Below are 16235 nucleotides of genomic sequence, written 5' to 3' on the forward strand. Positions count from 1 at the left end.
GCGATAATGCGCGGACAATAAAAAACGGCTGCCGAGGCAGCCGTTTTGCTTGGTAGCAACTGGCGAGATTAACCACGCAGGGCGGCGATACGCTGCTCGATGGGCGGGTGGCTCATAAACAGCTCGCTCATGGAGCGCTTGCCGTTGATGCCAAAGGCCATCATGGAGCCTTCCAGCTGCGGCTCGGCACCGCGAGAGAGGCGCTCAAGGGCGGCGATCATCTTGTCGCGACCGGCCAGCTTGGCGGCACCGGCATCGGCGCGGAACTCACGCTGACGGCTGAACCACATGACGATGATGGAGGCGAGTACGCCAAACACCATCTCCAGCACGAACACGGTGATCATGTAGGCAAAACCGCCGGTGCTGCTGCTCTCTTCATCGTTGTTGGAGCTGAAAAAGTTGCTGATGACCCCAGCCACGATGCGGGCGAAGAACATCACGAAGGTGTTCACCACCCCCTGGATCAGGGTCAGGGTCACCATGTCGCCGTTGGCTACGTGGCTCACCTCGTGGGCCAGCACCGCTTCCGCCTCGTCGCGGCTCATGCTGTAGAGCAGGCCGGAGGAGACGGCCACCAGCGAGTCATCGCGGCGGGCACCGGTAGCAAACGCGTTCATCTCGGGAGAGTCGTAGATCCCCACTTCCGGCATCTGGATCCCGGCTTCACGGGCCTGACGGGCCACAGTGCTCACCAGCCAGTGCTCGGTCTCGTTGCGGGGTTGCTCGATCACCTGGACGCCATAGCTGCGCTTGGCCATCCACTTGGACATCAGCAAGGAGATAAAGGAACCGCCAAAACCGAACACGGCACAGAAGACCAACAGGCCGGAAATACTGGACTTGTTGATACCCAGAACCGAGAACAGGATATTGAGTACCACCCCCAGCACCAGCATGACGGCCAGGTTGGTCACCAGGAATAGTATTATTCGCTTCATATTGACTCCTTGTGAGAATAACGGACATGGCCGGGGTTCATTGAACCTCCCTATCACCATGTTATGGATGGCATTTTAGGGAGATTCGATGAATGTTCGCTGAATATGCCGTCACAGCAGTGGCGAGATATCGAGTCGGCCCTGCAGGTTAGCTTCAAACGGATTGTTTATAAAGGGAATTTCCCCCAGAAATGGCGCAGGCAACAAGCCCCTGAGAGTGTCCAGATTTTCCTGATAGTGGCTCATCGAGCTGTGCAGCCGATTAATAACCCAGCCTGCCACCGGCAGCTGATCGTTGCGAATGGCGGCAAAGGTGAGCAGGGCATGGTTGAGGCAGCCAAGCTTGGCCCCCACCACCAGAATCACCGGCATGTTCTCCTGCTTCACCCAGTCCGACAGCAGGTGCTTGCGATCCAGCGGCAGATACCAGCCCCCCGCCCCCTCGACGATGGCAAGCTCGGCCCCCGCCTGCTCAATCTTGCGCAGCCCCTCGCTCAGCCCCTGCAGGCTGATGGGCTGGCGCGCCTCGCTGGCCGCGATGTGCGGCGCAATCGGCGGCTCGTAGGCGTAGGGGTTGACCGTCTCGTAGGGCAGCGGCAGGCTCGCCGCCTCCTGCAACAGGACGGCATCGAGGTTGCGTAGCCCCTCGGGCGTGCGGGCACATCCGGCCGAGACCGGCTTGTAACCCGCGCACTTGATTCCCTGTGCGCTGAATTCCCGCAGCAGGGTGCGCGCCACCAGCGTCTTGCCTGCGTCCGTGTCGGTGCCGGTGATAAAGAATGACTTCATAATGCTCTCTCCTTGGCAGGAGAGGGCCCAACGCGCCCCTCCCCCTCATACTCTGGCTGGTTCAGCAAGGTTTGCCGAGCCGGCCCAGACAGACCCGGTAACTGGCCACCAGCTGGCCATCGGCCTGACGAAATGCTTCATACGCCTGAGCCAGCCGCTGCAATCTGGCGCGGCCGCTCAGTCCGGCCGGTGCACTGCGGGCACACTCATCATTGATCTGATTTGCCCCGATCCCCTTGAGATCGCGCAACAACTGCGGCAATTCAAGATAGGCAAGATCCCAGTTTCTGCACTCAAGCCCCGGGGCAATGGCGCCCGCCGATAACAACGCCTGCTCCAATTGTGGCAGGCCAAGGAAGCGGTTGACATGGGCTCGGCCATCTACTTGCTGCCAGGCGGCGCGCAGTTGCCAGAGCGATTCATCGAGCAGGGTGGAAAAGAAGATCTGGCCACCGGGTTTGACCACTCGCAGCAGCTCGGCGAAGGCCTGCGCTGGTCGCTCGCACCACTGCAGCGCGAGGCTGGAGAAAACCCAGTCGAACACGTTATCGGCGAAAGGGAGCTGCTCGGCATCGCCGCACACCAGTCGGGCCCCGCTGCCACGCAAGGCCGCCTGCTCCAGCATGCCGGGAGCGAGATCCAGCCCGGTCAGCCCGGCGCAGCGGGTGGCAAGATGAGGCAGGAAAAAGCCGGTGCCGCAGCCCAAATCGAGCCCGCAGCCCCGACGCTCCTCACGTACACCAGCCGCGCTCATCAGCTCGAGCAGCGCCAGCCCCACCTCCTGCTGAAAACGGGCATGGGCGTCGTAGTGACGGGCCGCCGCCCCGAAACGACGAGCGAGCTGCGCCTTGTCCACCGTTTGAAAACGCTCAGCCATGGCAAGCCTCCCCAACCGTTGCCTCTGCAGGGCAAACCCCCAAGGCATCAAGCAGGCGATCCACATCCAGCTCGCGGTGGGCTGCACTCAAAGTAATGCGCAGCCGGGCCGTACCGACCGGCACCGTGGGCGGGCGGATGGCGCTCACCCAGACGCCGCGATCCCGCAGTTGCTCGGCCAGTTGCAAAGCAGCAGAGCTCTCCCCCACCAGCAGCGGCTGGATGGGGGTGGCGCTGGCACCGAGTTGCCAACCCAGCGCCTGCGCCCCTTGCCGGAAGCGGGCGATGAGCTGACCAAGATGGGCGCGGGCCTCATCGGCGGCACGTACCAATTCGATACTCTTGCTGACTGCGCAAGCCTGCGCCGCCGGCATATGGGTGCTGTAGACATAGTGGCGGGCGAAGTTGACCAGATACTCTACCAGCTCGCGACTACCGCCAACAAAGGCACCGGCGATGCCAAGCGCCTTGCCAAAGGTGCCCATCTGGATGTGTACGCTGGCCGTGTTAACTCCCTGCGCCGCCAGGGTGCCGCGCCCCTCTGGCCCCAGCACGCCGAGACCATGGGCATCGTCGATCATCAGCCAGTTGCCGCTCCGGGCTGCCAATACCGCGAGTTCCCCCCAGGGGGCCTGATCCCCGTCCATGCTGAACACCCCTTCCGAAACAATCAGTCCGCGATTTGGCTCAAGCTGCCGTTCAAGGGCAGCCATATCGTTGTGACCAAAGCGCTTCATCTTGCAGGGGAGCTGGCTGCCCATCTCCTGCAGGGAGGCGTGGTTGAGTTTGTCCTGCCACAGCAGGTGTTCCTTGCCGAGCAGCGCTTTAAGCACCGCCTGATTGGCCGAAAAACCGCAGTTGAACAGCAGCACCGCCTCCACCCCGAGCCAATCGGCCAGGGTCTCCTCAAGCTCTTGGTGGGCACGGCTGTAACCGGTCACCAGCGGCGAGGCGCCGGCGCCCGCGCCATAGCGCTCAATCCCCGCTTTGAAGGCAGTTTTGATGGCGGGATGATCCGCCAGACCCAGATAGTCGTTGGCGGAAAAGTTGAGGTAGTCGCGCCCCGCGACCCTGAGCCGCCCGCCACTCGCCCCATCGGTCGCGATGCGGTTGCGCAGCAGGCCCGCCTGCTCGCGCTCGGCCAGCGCTGCGCCCAATGCAAAAGGGCCTGTTACTGCTGGGCCAGTCATGACCGCGCAGTCTCTGCACGGGGGCGGGTAGCGTCATAAAACATCTCGGCAGGTTCGCTCTGGCGGCTCACCTCGGCCAGCAACTCCTCTTCTTGGACCTGATCCGGCTTCTGGGCCCGCTGGGCGGGACGAATGCCGAGCCGCTTGAACAGCTGCATATCGCTGTTTTCGTCCGGGTTGGGGGTGGTCAGCAGCTTGCAGCCATAGAAGATGGAGTTGGCCCCAGCCATAAAGCACATCGCCTGCATCTGCTCGTTCATCTTCTCCCGCCCGGCGGAGAGGCGTACATGGGAGGCCGGCATCATGATCCGCGCCACGGCGATGGTGCGGATAAATTCGAACGGATCGAGGTTCTCCTGATCCTCCAGCGGCGTCCCCTTCACCTTGACCAGCATGTTGATGGGCACACTCTCCGGGTGGCGCGGCAGGTTGGCCAGCGCCATCAAGAGGCCCGCCCGATCTTTCGCCTGCTCACCCATGCCGACGATGCCACCGGAGCAGACCTTCATGCCAGCACTGCGTACATGTTCCAGCGTATCGAGCCGGTCCTGATAGGTACGGGTCGAGATGATCTCGCCGTAAAACTCCGGCGAGGTGTCGAGGTTGTGGTTGTAGTAATCAAGCCCCGCAGCCCCCAGACGCGCCGCCTGATCGGCGGTGAGCATCCCCAGCGTCATGCAGGTCTCCATCCCCAGCCCGCGCACCTCCTCGATCATCCGGATGATGTAGGGCATGTCCTTCTCTTTGGGGTTGCGCCAGGCGGCCCCCATGCAGAAACGGGACGAGCCATTGGCCTTGGCTTCGCGGGCCCGCTCCAGCACCTTCTCCACCTCCATCAGCCGCTCGGCCTCAAGGCCGGTGTGATAGCGGGCGCTCTGGGGGCAGTATTTGCAATCCTCCGGGCAGGCACCGGTCTTGATGGAGAGCAGGGTGCTCACCTGCACTTCGTTCGGGTCGAAATGAGCGCGGTGGACACTCTGGGCCTGAAACAGCAGATCGTTGAATGGCAGGGCAAACAGGGCCTGAACCTCGGCGAGCGTCCAGTCATGACGAAGGGCGTGACCGCCCGTAGTGAGAGCATTCATACATGGCTTCCGGTTGTTATTGGTGGGATCCTGCGCCCGCCATCCTTGCAAAAGGTCTTTGCAAGAGGTCCTTGCAAGAGCGTGAGCGCAAAACCCGCTGCCGAGCTCGTGCGAATAGTGATCTGCGCAGAGCCAAGTGGCTGAAATTGTTGGCTAGTGTAGAGAGCCCGCGTAGACTGTCAACACCGACCAGATCAAACCAATTGACAACAGAAGAATAAATGACCAACCAAGAATTCGACCTGCACCATGTGTGGCACCCCTACACCTCTCTCACTCACCCCCTGCCCTGCTATGAAGTGGCCAGCGCCAAGGGGGTGAAGATCACCCTCAGCGATGGCCGTGAACTGGTGGATGGCATGAGCTCCTGGTGGGCTTGCGTGCACGGCTATCAGGTGCCGGAACTGGACGCCGCCGCCACCGCCCAGCTCGGCAAGATGTCCCACGTAATGTTTGGCGGCCTGACCCACGCCCCGGCGGTCGAGCTCTGCCGCAAGCTGGGGGAGATCACTCCGAAGGGGCTGGATCGGGTCTTTCTGGCGGATTCCGGCTCGGTAGCGGTAGAAGTGGCGCTCAAGATGGCGCAGCAGTACTGGCACGCCAAAGGGACGCCCAGAGCCAAATTTGTCGCCCTGCGCAGCGGTTATCACGGCGACACCTTCGGCGCCATGAGCGTCTGCGACCCGGATGGCGGCATGCACGAGCTCTACAAAGGCTTCCTGCCGGAGCACCATTTTGTCGAAGCGCCCAGCTGTCGCTTCCACGCCGAGTGGGACGAGCAGTGCGTGGTGGAGCTAGCCACACTCATGGCGGATCATCACGAAGAGATCGCCGCCATCGTGCTCGAACCCATCGTGCAAGGCGCTGGCGGCATGCGCTTCTATCACCCCCGCTACCTGCAGTGGGTGCGCGCCCTGTGCGACGAGTTCGGCGTACTGCTCATCGCCGACGAAATCGCCACCGGCTTTGGCCGCACCGGCCAGCTGTTTGCCTGCGACTGGGCCGGCATCACTCCCGACATCATGTGTCTGGGCAAGGCGCTCACCGGCGGCTATCTCACCCTCTCGGCGACCCTCACCACCGAGCATGTCGCCTGCACCATCTGTGACGGCAAGGCGGGGGTCTTTATGCACGGCCCCACCTTTATGGGCAATCCGCTTGCCTGCGCGGTGGCCAACGCCTCCATCGAGTTGCTGCTCGCCTCGCCGTGGCAGGAGCGGGTGCGCGCCATCGAACATCAACTGCGTACCGAGCTGGTGGAATTGACTCTCAACCCGGCGGTCGCGGATGTGCGGGTGCTCGGTGCCATCGGGGTGGTGGAGATGAAGGAGCGGGTGGACGTGGCGCGCATCCAGCGCAAGTTTGTCGAACTGGGCGCCTGGATCCGCCCCTTTGGCAAGCTGGTCTACCTGATGCCCCCCTTCGTGATCACCCCCGAAGAGCTGCGGGTGTTGACCGGTGCCATCAGCCAGGCGATTGCCGAGGGCGAGTTTTAAACATCATCGCGGGCGGCCTCACCGGTCGCCCGTCTGTGGCATCCCCATTTGATATATAAAGAGGGCGAGTTTATGCACCTCACCCCCGTTCACTTGCCGGAATGTGAGCAAAACACCAGACCTGAGGCGCCAAGAGGGGTAGACTGCTGCGGTTTTACCATAAAGAAAGATTGCTCATGCGCCTCTCCATTGCTGCCAAAATCAACTTTTTCCTGCTCTTCATCTTCTCCATGGTACTGGTCTTCTCCGCCGCCTATCAGGCGGTGCGCGAGCGCGATCTCATCCTGAGCCTCATCAAGGAGCAGAGTCAGGAGCAGACCGAAGCCTACTTCGACGGCCTCAACATGCTGATGCTGACCGGCAAGATGGATGCCCGCGACACCCTGCGCGCCAAGTTTCTCGAGCACGCTCATGTGGAGGATGCCCGCATCGTCCGTGGCGAGGCGGTGAGCAAACAGTTCGGGCCGGGGCGCCCCGCAGAGCAGGGCAAGGATGACTATGACCAGCTGGCGCTGGCGGGCAAAGGGAGCCTTGAGGTGGTGCACAACGGCATGCACAGCCGGCTAGTGGTGACCCGTCCGCTGCTGGCCAAGAAGGATTTTCGCGGCACCGACTGCACCAGCTGCCATCTGGTGCCGGAGAATACCGTGCTCGGCGCCGTCCGTTTCGATTACTCCCTCGACTCCCTCTTTACCCGGGTCGAGCAGAATATCCTCACCTCGGCGCTGATCCTCACCGGCATCTTCGGGCTGGGACTGCTGCTGACTCTCTGGGTCATCCGCACCTGGATCGTCCGCCCCCTCAACCAGCTGACCCGCTCGATGGAAGAAGCCACCGATATGCATGACTTCGGCCATCGGCTGGAGGGGGACGATGGCGACGAGATTGGCCGGCTGGCGCTCGCCTACAACCAGATGCTAGACAGCGTGGAGCGCCAGCTTGGCAAGCGTCCCGCTTGCAGCAAACGGGATCATGAACAGACCCGAACTACGGGCCAACAAGAAGACTAGAGATAGTAGAAGAGCAGGCTGGCGATAAGGATAAGCAGGAGGATCGCCAGATGGACGTGCCGGGCATCCTCCCGGCGGCGATGGCGCTTGCGGCCAACAAATAGCGCCACCAGGGTCAGCAGGCAGCACCCCCACAGCCCGTGCAGCAGCCAGGGGGTAAAAACCGGATCCCATCCGGCCCGCACGCTCTCGCCGCCATAGACCAGAAAACCGTAGGCTCGCTCGGGGCGGGCGTGGTGATAAATAGAGAGCAGCACGATAAAGCCACCCCAGCAGAGCAGTACCAGCCCCTGCAACAGCCGTGTCAGCCAATCGGGCCCCTGCCGCCGATCTTTCACTCGCCTCTCCTGCCCCGCGACCCCATATCGGGTGAACCATGCCGAAAACCCCACCAGAGTCCGACATTTTTGCTTGTTTATCAAACCCGCGCGGGTAAGATTAACGGCTTAGTCTGCCATGATGGGCCAATGATTGCCCGGGCCAGACCCATAGCGCTGCAAAGAACAAGCTGGAGACAATATTTCGATGACGCACGCATCCGTAGTTGATGTGCTGACCGGTAAACATGCGGTTGGCACCACCCTGACTGTACGAGGGTGGATCCGGACTCGCCGTGATTCCAAGGCGGGGATCTCATTTTTGGCCATTTCCGATGGCTCCTGTTTCCATCCGGTACAGGCCGTCGTCCCCAATACCCTGGCCAATTACGAGAATGAAGTGCAGCGTCTGACCACAGCTTGCTCCGTGGAAGTGACTGGCGTCGTGACCGAATCTCAGGGCAGCGGTCAGGCGTTCGAACTGCAGGCTACCGAAGTCAAGGTCGTCGGCTGGGTCGAAGATCCGGACACCTACCCGATGGCCGCCAAGCGCCACAGCATCGAGTACCTGCGTGAACAGGCTCACCTGCGCCCGCGCACCAACATCGTTGGCGCCGTGACCCGGGTTCGTCACTGCCTGGCTCAGGCCATCCACCGCTTCTTCCACGAAGAGGGTTTTGTCTGGGTAGCGACCCCGCTCATCACCGCCTCTGACACCGAAGGTGCAGGCGAGATGTTCCGCGTCTCTACCCTGGATATGGAAAACCTGCCGCGCACCGACGCCGGCAAGGTGGACTACAACGAAGATTTCTTCGGCAAAGAGGCCTTCCTGACCGTATCCGGCCAGCTGAACGCCGAAACCTATGCCTGTGCCCTCTCCAAGGTCTACACCTTCGGCCCGACCTTCCGCGCCGAAAACTCCAACACCAGCCGTCACCTGGCCGAGTTCTGGATGGTGGAGCCGGAAGTGGCTTTCAACAATCTGGAAGATAACGCCGCGCTGGCCGAAGCCATGCTGAAGTACGTCTTCAACGCCGTACTGACCGAGCGCCGCGACGATCTGGAGTTCTTTGCCCAGCACGTGGACAAGGATGCCATCGGCCGTCTGGAGCGTTTCGTCTCCTCCGACTTCGCCCAGATCGACTACACCGACGCCATCGAAGTGCTGCAGAACTGCGGCAAGAAGTTCGAGTTCCCGGTCTCCTGGGGTATCGACCTCTCCTCCGAGCACGAGCGCTATCTGGCCGAGGAGCACTTCAAGTCTCCGGTAGTCGTGAAGAACTACCCGAAAGATATCAAGGCCTTCTACATGCGCCTCAACGACGACGGCAAGACCGTTGCCGCGATGGACGTACTGGCTCCGGGGATCGGCGAGATCATCGGTGGCTCACAGCGTGAAGAGCGTCTGGAGGTGCTGGATGCCCGCCTGGCCGAGATGGGCCTGAAGCAGGAAGATTACTGGTGGTATCGCGACCTGCGTCGCTACGGCACCGTGCCGCACTCCGGTTTCGGTCTGGGCTTCGAGCGTCTGGTGGTCTACGTGACAGGTATGGGCAACGTCCGCGACGTGATCCCCTTCCCGCGTACCCCGCGTACCGCCGAGTTCTGATAACGACAACCTGTCGCACAGATCTGAAAAGCCGACCTTTGGGTCGGCTTTTTTATTGCCCGCTTTATGGCGATACTCAGGATCAATCGGCACAAGGGATCTGTAGCCCATGGGATATCGCCTGCTTCTGTTACTGTTACTGCTCTCTCCCCTGCGGCTAATGGCCGAAACCGTCCGTCTGACCACGCTGGAGTGGCCCCCGTTTACCACCCAGAGCCTGCCCGATGGCGGCCTCACCGGTCATATCGTCAAGCGCGTCTTTGCCGAGGCGGGGCTGGAGGTGGAGTTCGATTTTTTCTCCTGGCAGCGGACTGTGTGGCTCGCCTCCGATCCGGCCCACGGCTATATCGGCTACTTCCCCGAATACCTGGCCGACAACCAGAGCGACAAGTGGCGCATATCCGCCAGCGTGGGGGACAGCGTGCTGGGGCTGGCGCAGAAGGCGGGCAAGCCCATCCCCTGGCAACAGCTTGAGGATCTGGTGCCCTACCGGATCGGCGTGGTGGCGGGCTACGTCAACACCAGGGAATTTGACGCCATGATGGCGAGCCAGCAGCTCCACACCTTTGCCGTGGATGGCGATCACCTCAACCTGCGCAAGCTGCAGCGCGACCGGCTCGACCTCGCCGTCATCGACCGGGATGTCTTCTATTGGCTGATCCACCACGATGACAAGCTCCATCCCGAGCAGCTCCAGTTCAATCCGAAGATCCTCGAGCACAAGAGCCTGCACATCATGTTCCGCCCCGATCAGCAGGCGCTGCAGCAGCGGGTGGACAAGGCACTGGCCAGACTCGATATCCAGAAACTGAGCGAGGAGTACCAGCGCCGCTATCTGGCCGATAAATAAGGACTCTTTCGGAATGAGCGGCAAAAGGCCGCCACTGCCGAAAAAAACATCCGAAGAGCCCCCTTTTTACCCCTCTTGTCCTCCTGTCAACCGTCCGCAACAAGTTTTCATTTGTCTCCCTTCCTCCATGCTTTTGCACCATCCCATCGGGCAAGATGCCCCTGCTTAAGGGATGGCAACCGGATGAAAAAATGATGGATTTGTTATTAGGTGGTTTTTAAGTGGTTTAATCAAAAATTCATCGAGTTATTGAAGTAACTCAATTTTTTCACTTTTGCAGGGGAGCAAAATAATAACTAACCCTTTTGGGCTAATTAAAAACAGACAATGACAATTCATGGTTCAGGCTACCCGCGGCAACATGGGTTGAATCACACGAGGTAATGGAATGATCTTGATGGAATTTTTGGTGGTACTCGGCTGCTTGCTGCTCGGTACCCGCTTTGGTGGCATGGGGCTTGGTCTCATCAGTGGTATCGGTCTCTTCCTGCTGACCTTCGTTTTCGGTCTGGTGCCGGGCGAACCGCCGGTGCAGGTAATGCTGACCATTCTGGCGGTGATCGGTTGCGCCGCCACCCTGCAGACCGCCGGCGGTCTCAACCTGATGATGCAGGTAGCCGAGCGTCTGCTGCGCCGTCACCCGCAATACATCACTATCCTGGCACCGCTCACCACCTGGACCCTCACCTTCCTGTGCGGTACCGGCCACGTGGTCTACACCATGTTCCCCATCATCGCCGACATCGCGCTGCAGAAGAACATCCGTCCCGAGCGCCCGATGGCTGTCGCCTCCGTTGCCTCCCAGATGGCCATCTGCGCCTCGCCAGTATCGGTTGCCGTGGTCTCCATGGTCTCCATTCTGGCGGCCGGCCACGGTATCGGTCAGGCCTATGGTCTGCTCGACATCCTGATGGTCGCCATCCCCTCCTCCCTGACAGGTGTCATCGTGGCGGCCCTGTGGAGCCTGCGCCGCGGCAAGGATCTGGACAAGGACGAGGAGTTCCAGGCCAAGATCCAGGATCCGGAGCAGCGCGCCTTCATCTACGGTGGTGGCGAGACCCTGCTCAACACCAAGTTCCCGAAAGAGGCCTACTGGTCTACCTGGATCTTCTTCGCCGCCATCGCTGCCGTGGTACTGCTGGGTGCCGATGAGGCGCTGCGTCCCGTCTTCACCATCAAGGACAAGACTGGCCCGCTCTCCATGAACCTGGTGATCCAGATGATGATGCTGATCGCCGGTGCCATCATCCTGATGCGCTGCAAGGTCAAGCCGGGCGAGATCGCCAACGGCGCCGTCTTCAAGGCGGGCATGGTCGCCATCTTCTCCGTATTCGGGGTTGCCTGGATGAGCGAAACCTTCTTCCAGGCTCACATGCCGCTGCTCAAAGAGACCCTGGCCCACGTGGTACAGGCCCAGCCCTGGACCTACGCCCTGGTGCTGTTCCTCATCTCCAAGCTGGTAAACAGCCAGGCCGCCGCCCTCACCGCCATCGCCCCCATGGGTCTGGCGCTGGGCGTGGAGCCGAAGCTGCTGATCGCCTTCCTGCCGGCGAGCTACGGCTACTTCGTGCTGCCGACCTACCCGAGCGACCTGGCCTGTATCGGCTTTGACCGCTCCGGCACCACCCGCATCGGCAAGTTCATCATCAACCACAGCTTCATCATTCCGGGGCTGATCGGTGTGGTGACCTCCTGCTCGCTGGGCTTTATCCTGACCAGCATCCTGCTCTGACCGGCGCTCGCTGTTCAATCACTGCCACAGGCCCCCGCACGGGGGCCTGTGCTTTTGTGGCGCACACCATACTGCTTTGCCAACCGCCCGCACTCTGGGTAGCATGGCCCCTCTTTTCTTTGCGGAATCTTCCCCATGTCTCGCGTCATCGTACTCTGGAGCGGCGGCAAGGATGCCATGCAGGCCCTCTGCCATGCCCGTGAAGCGGGCCATCAGGTGGTGGCACTGGCTACCTTTGCCCCCCCTGCCCCCCGCTTTCTGGCCCATCCCCTGTCGCAAGTACGTCGGCAGGCGGCGGCCCTCGCGCTCCCCCATCTGCTGGTCACCATAGAGGCGCCGTTCGATCTCGGTTATGAGCGGGCGCTGGCCAAGCTTAAGGAGGAGTGGCAACTCGATGGGGTAGTCACCGGCGATATCGACAGCGTGGGTGGTGCGCCTAACTGGATCCGCGAGCGCTGCCGCCCGCTTGGTCTCACCGTGCATACGCCGCTCTGGCAACTCTCCCGCGAGGCGCAGCTGGCGGATCTGCTGGCGCGCGGCATCGTCGCCCACCTCTCCTGCGTCGATACCAAAGTGTTGGCCTCCGAGTGGGTGGGACGCACGCTGGATGCGGCCACCCTCGCCGAGTTGCAGCAGCTGGCGACAAGCCAGGGCTTTGACGCCTGCGGCGAGCAGGGGGAGTACCACACCATGGTGACCGACGGCCCGGGCTTTGCGGCGCCGCTGGTGCTCGGCCACTGGCAGCTTGCCCGTCAGGAACAGCTTGCCTATCTGCTGGAGGATGAGGGTTGAGGGTGCAAGAAAAACTGCTCTGCGGGATGAATCTTCGCAGGTACGGCAGATAAAAAAACGGGAGGCGATGGCCTCCCGTTTTGCTTGTCTTTGACGCCGACCTATTTGGCCAGCTTGCCCAGCACCCGCTGCAGCAGGCGGATGCGCGGCTCGATGCTATCGAGCAGCAGGAACTCCGCCTCCGAGTGGAAACCACCGCCCATGGGGCCGAAGCCATCCAGCGATGGCACACCCGCCGCTGCGGTAAAGTTGGCATCCGAGCCGCCACCGGCCTCCAGCCAGTTGAAGGTGATCCCCTCCTCCTTGGCTGCCGCCTCCACCAGCGCCATCACGGCCTCGGTGTCGCCACTCGGGCGCATCGCAGGCTTGAAGGTCTGGCGATCCACCTCGACCCGACAGCCCGCAAGGAAGGGGTTGTTGGCCATAAAGGTGAGCCGCTCGTGCACCGCTGCCGCCTCTTCGTTGCTCCAGAAGCGCAGATCGACGATCGCCTCGGCATAGTCGGGCACCACGTTGACGCCGGTGCCGCCCTGTACCACGCCGACGTTCATGGTGGTGCCGGTCTCCATATTGACCTGCTCATTGATGGCCAGCACCCAATGAGCGAGTTCGGTGATGGCAGAAACCCCTTCGGTCAGCGCCGAACCGGCGTGGGAGGCCTTGCCGTGGAAAGTAATACGGTACTTGGCATTGCCCTTGCGGGCGCTGATGAGATCGCCGCTCGGGCGCGCCGCTTCGGCCACCAGCACGCAGCCGCTCTGCCTGGCTTTTTCCACCAGCCAATCTTTGGACCAGGGGGAGCCAATCTCCTCGTCGCAGTTGCAGCAGACCAGCACCCTGAGCCTGGCCAGCTGCGCCGGATCCATCTCTTTCAGGGCATACCAAGTGGAGAGCAGGCCGCTCTTCATGTCCGAGACGCCCGGGCCAAAGGCCTGATTGCCTTCAATCTTGAGCGGGCGCTTGGCCGCCGTCCCCTCGGGGAAGACGGTGTCCATGTGGCCCACCAGCATCACGTCGTAGTGATCGGCCCCCGGGGCATTGGTTGCCTCGAGGCAGGGGCCACACTCGGCGGCGAACTGGTGACGAGTCACCTGCCAGCCGATAGCCTCATACTTCTCGGTCATGATGTCGGCCACTTTGGCCACCCCGGCCGGGGTGCGGGTGCCGCAATCGAGGTTGATGAGCGGGGCCAGATCGGCCAGATAGGTATCGAGGGAAAACGGGCGCGTGAGGTTGGTCATTATCTTCTCCATGAAACAATCTGCGAAAAAATCAGATTGTTTTTGCAACAATGCGGAACGGCGGGCTGTCACACCCGCCTTGCCAACAGCGGTCGACCAGCCCGAACCGGGTGGCCGACCGCCCTGTAAACCACAGCTTTTACATGAACAGCAGATAGTTGAGGGTCAGCGCCGTCACCAGCGCCCCTGCCATGGGCACGCAGGTGCGCTTGACCACCACGAAGGGGGAGACCTTGGCGATGCCCGCACAGGCGATCAGCACCGCCGCAATCGGGGATACGGTGCGGCCGATACTGGAGGCGAGCTGCATCGGCAGCAGCATGGTCACAGCAGGTACGCCGAACTTGGCTGCCACGGCAGGTGCCAGGGTCGAGAAGCTGAGGAACGCCGCGTTGCCGGAGCCCATGATCACCGCTGCCACCATGATGAGGCCCACCATCACCAGGGTCATCAGGCCGCTGCCGATACCGGCATTGCTGGCTGAGTGCAGCAGGGTATCGATGGCGCCGATGGCTTTGAGGGATTCGGCAAACAGCTCGGCACAGACGATCAGCGCCACTACCGGGCCAAACACCTTGCCCATGCCGTCGAGGAAGCTGGAGAGCCCGGCGAAGGCGGTGCGCACCGAGCGGGTCCGCAGCAGCTCGCACAACATGCCGATAAAGACCGACAGCAGCATGGCCACTTCCACGCTGACGCTGATGGTGGTCACCAGCAGTTTGGAGAAGGTCATCATCAGCACGAAGGGGATGATGGGCAGCAGGGCATACCAGGTGGGCGCCGCTACCGCGTCGGTGCCCTTCTCGTCCAGCTCGGCGTGTTCGCCGCGATGCCGGGCCGGATCCCAGCCATCCTTGCGGTCACAGTGCCGCTGCCAGAAGAAGTGCAGCACCATGGTCACCAGCAGCATGGGAGCCACCAGCCAGATCTGGTAGTCAACGAAATAGCTGGTCGGATCCATGCCGGATTGGCCGGCGGAGAAGATGGCGTTGGTCTGGGTCGGGCCAATCTCGAACGCCTGGGAGGTGGCGATGACGCCACAGGCGGAGGCCGGGCTGATCCCGAGATTGCGCATCACCGGATACATGGTGACCATCAACAGCAGACCAAGGCCGGTGGCGGATGTGACGAACAGGGAGACAAAGACCGCCACCAGATAGCAGATGGAGAGCATCAGGTAGCTGGACTGAATGCCTGCCACCGGTTTGACCGCCACCCGCACCAGCGCCTGGGAGGCACCGATATGGGACATGTAGGTAGCAAAGCCGGCCACCGCCATGATGGTGAGGCCGAGGCCCGCCGCACGGTAGGAGAAGATCCCCTTGAACACTTCGAACAGATCGAACAGGGCGAAGCCGGTGCTCTTGTCAGCGGGCAGAATGGGGTGCAATCCCAGCCAGTAGGCCAGGGTGAAAATGGCCATACCGGCCAATGCCAGCACCGCCTGCGGGTTGTAATCCTTGATGATGCCGTAGACCACGGCCACCAGTACGAGCAAGACGAAGACGAGTTCCAATATTCACTCCTGATAAATTTATCGAAGAGCGAAATCTAGTGATCTGACCAGAACTTGCCTTTGATCCCCATCAATAAAGGGGCCATCACCGTCATCAGACAGCATAATATGTCGAGCAGGTAACACTTTTTCATCATTCACACTACCGAGAACCGTTTTACACGGTTTAATCGGGAATTGTGTAACGCGACTCCCCTCTTTTTTGCGTTGGATCAACATAAGACGCCCCCGAAGCGGCCAAGATGCGCATCGACAAGAGCGACCATTTCGCGCCGGAGAGAGTTATGACAAACCAAGCCACCGCAGGTGTCTCGACCTGCGATTATCAGCTGTGGGATATCCTCGTCGAGTCTGCAAAGGAACGCACCACCATTCGTTACTCCAAACTGGCCAAACTGGCCGGACTGGAGCAGCGTCAGGACGAACTGCGCACCCTGCTGCAGCGCGTTCGCATGTACTGCACCGAAAACCACCTGCCAATCCTCTCCGCCATCGTGGTGGACGATGTGGGCAAATACAGCGGCCTCTCCTCCAGTCTGCCCGACGCCCCCTGGGAGCGCGCCCGGGTTTTTGATCACCCCTGGCATCCGCTGCACTGATCCCGGCTGCCCCCGGCAGCACAGAAGATACACTCTTCTGCCTCTCCAGAGCGCGCCACCCGGCGCGTTCTGGCTATCTGGCTCCCCGCGTTTCCTCCTCTCGACCCTCCCGACGGTGCCATCAGCGTTGCCATGGGATCGCCACAATGCCAGAATCGGGCCCTTGCACTCTGTTGATTCGGATTTTCGGGC

General features: G+C 61.5%; 15 protein-coding genes. 7 read left to right on the plus strand and 8 right to left on the minus strand.

The genetic code is table 11. The features are described from left to right. Window positions 1-68: 68 nt before the first annotated feature. From htpX to bioB, 5 genes are all read right to left on the minus strand, one after another. The gene (htpX, locus tag AAHA39_RS04075; RefSeq protein WP_041208392.1) at window positions 69-941 is read right to left on the minus strand and encodes a protease HtpX; all 873 of its coding nucleotides are present in this window, start codon (window positions 939-941) and stop codon (window positions 69-71) included. Between the two features lie 111 nt (window positions 942-1052). After that, window positions 1053-1733, minus strand: a complete 681-nt coding sequence (bioD, locus tag AAHA39_RS04080) for a dethiobiotin synthase (RefSeq protein ID WP_043851316.1) — start codon at window positions 1731-1733, stop codon at window positions 1053-1055. Window positions 1734-1791: 58 nt separating this feature from the next. Continuing rightward, window positions 1792-2607, minus strand: a complete 816-nt coding sequence (gene bioC / locus AAHA39_RS04085) for a malonyl-ACP O-methyltransferase BioC (RefSeq protein ID WP_320657397.1) — start codon at window positions 2605-2607, stop codon at window positions 1792-1794. Then, window positions 2600-3796 (minus strand): 8-amino-7-oxononanoate synthase, encoded by a 1197-nt coding sequence (bioF, locus tag AAHA39_RS04090; RefSeq protein ID WP_320657396.1) that lies wholly within the window; start codon window positions 3794-3796, stop codon window positions 2600-2602. Before bioF ends, bioC begins: the two co-directional genes overlap by 8 nt. Beyond that, entirely contained in the window at window positions 3793-4881 is a 1089-nt protein-coding gene (bioB, locus tag AAHA39_RS04095; RefSeq protein ID WP_216954198.1) for a biotin synthase BioB, read from the minus strand. Before bioB ends, bioF begins: the two co-directional genes overlap by 4 nt. 221 nt (window positions 4882-5102) lie before the next feature. Here bioB and bioA point away from each other — a divergent pair, with 221 nt between their 5' ends. Next, window positions 5103-6377: an adenosylmethionine--8-amino-7-oxononanoate transaminase gene (bioA, locus tag AAHA39_RS04100; protein WP_320657395.1), complete on the plus strand. Its 1275-nt coding sequence runs from the start codon at window positions 5103-5105 to the stop codon at window positions 6375-6377. Between the two features lie 176 nt (window positions 6378-6553). Next, window positions 6554-7387: a HAMP domain-containing protein gene (locus tag AAHA39_RS04105; RefSeq protein ID WP_320657394.1), complete on the plus strand. Its 834-nt coding sequence runs from the start codon at window positions 6554-6556 to the stop codon at window positions 7385-7387. Here the strand turns inward: AAHA39_RS04105 and AAHA39_RS04110 are convergent. After that, the gene (locus AAHA39_RS04110) at window positions 7384-7725 is read right to left on the minus strand and encodes a hypothetical protein (protein ID WP_043851311.1); all 342 of its coding nucleotides are present in this window, start codon (window positions 7723-7725) and stop codon (window positions 7384-7386) included. The genes AAHA39_RS04105 and AAHA39_RS04110 overlap by 4 nt on opposite strands. A 187-nt stretch (window positions 7726-7912) precedes the next feature. Here AAHA39_RS04110 and asnS point away from each other — a divergent pair, with 187 nt between their 5' ends. The 4 genes from asnS to AAHA39_RS04130 all read left to right on the plus strand — a co-directional run bounded on the left by asnS (window position 7913) and on the right by AAHA39_RS04130 (window position 12687). After that, window positions 7913-9313 carry an asparagine--tRNA ligase gene (gene asnS / locus AAHA39_RS04115; RefSeq protein ID WP_042032530.1) on the plus strand — a complete coding sequence of 467 codons (1401 nt, stop codon included), beginning with the start codon at window positions 7913-7915 and terminating at the stop codon, window positions 9311-9313. Window positions 9314-9422: 109 nt separating this feature from the next. Then, window positions 9423-10163 (plus strand): substrate-binding periplasmic protein, encoded by a 741-nt coding sequence (locus tag AAHA39_RS04120; protein ID WP_320657393.1) that lies wholly within the window; start codon window positions 9423-9425, stop codon window positions 10161-10163. Window positions 10164-10551: 388 nt separating this feature from the next. Further along, complete coding sequence (locus AAHA39_RS04125) at window positions 10552-11895, plus strand: anaerobic C4-dicarboxylate transporter (protein WP_041208381.1); 1344 nt, start codon at window positions 10552-10554, stop codon at window positions 11893-11895. Window positions 11896-12030: 135 nt separating this feature from the next. Then, window positions 12031-12687 (plus strand): Dph6-related ATP pyrophosphatase, encoded by a 657-nt coding sequence (locus AAHA39_RS04130; protein ID WP_342689996.1) that lies wholly within the window; start codon window positions 12031-12033, stop codon window positions 12685-12687. A gap of 101 nt (window positions 12688-12788) precedes the next feature. On the opposite strand, the gene AAHA39_RS04135 is transcribed toward AAHA39_RS04130, so the two are convergent. Continuing rightward, window positions 12789-13928: a M20 family metallopeptidase gene (locus AAHA39_RS04135; protein WP_320657068.1), complete on the minus strand. Its 1140-nt coding sequence runs from the start codon at window positions 13926-13928 to the stop codon at window positions 12789-12791. Window positions 13929-14067: 139 nt separating this feature from the next. Next, entirely contained in the window at window positions 14068-15444 is a 1377-nt protein-coding gene (gene dcuC, locus AAHA39_RS04140; RefSeq protein WP_320657069.1) for a C4-dicarboxylate transporter DcuC, read from the minus strand. Window positions 15445-15728: 284 nt separating this feature from the next. Between dcuC and AAHA39_RS04145 the strand changes: the two genes are divergently transcribed. Continuing rightward, window positions 15729-16043 carry a hypothetical protein gene (locus AAHA39_RS04145; RefSeq protein ID WP_033112827.1) on the plus strand — a complete coding sequence of 105 codons (315 nt, stop codon included), beginning with the start codon at window positions 15729-15731 and terminating at the stop codon, window positions 16041-16043. Window positions 16044-16235: the final 192 nt, after the last annotated feature.

It is taken from the genome of Aeromonas sp. SE22, from assembly GCF_038739755.1.
Classification (GTDB): domain Bacteria; phylum Pseudomonadota; class Gammaproteobacteria; order Enterobacterales; family Aeromonadaceae; genus Aeromonas; species Aeromonas jandaei.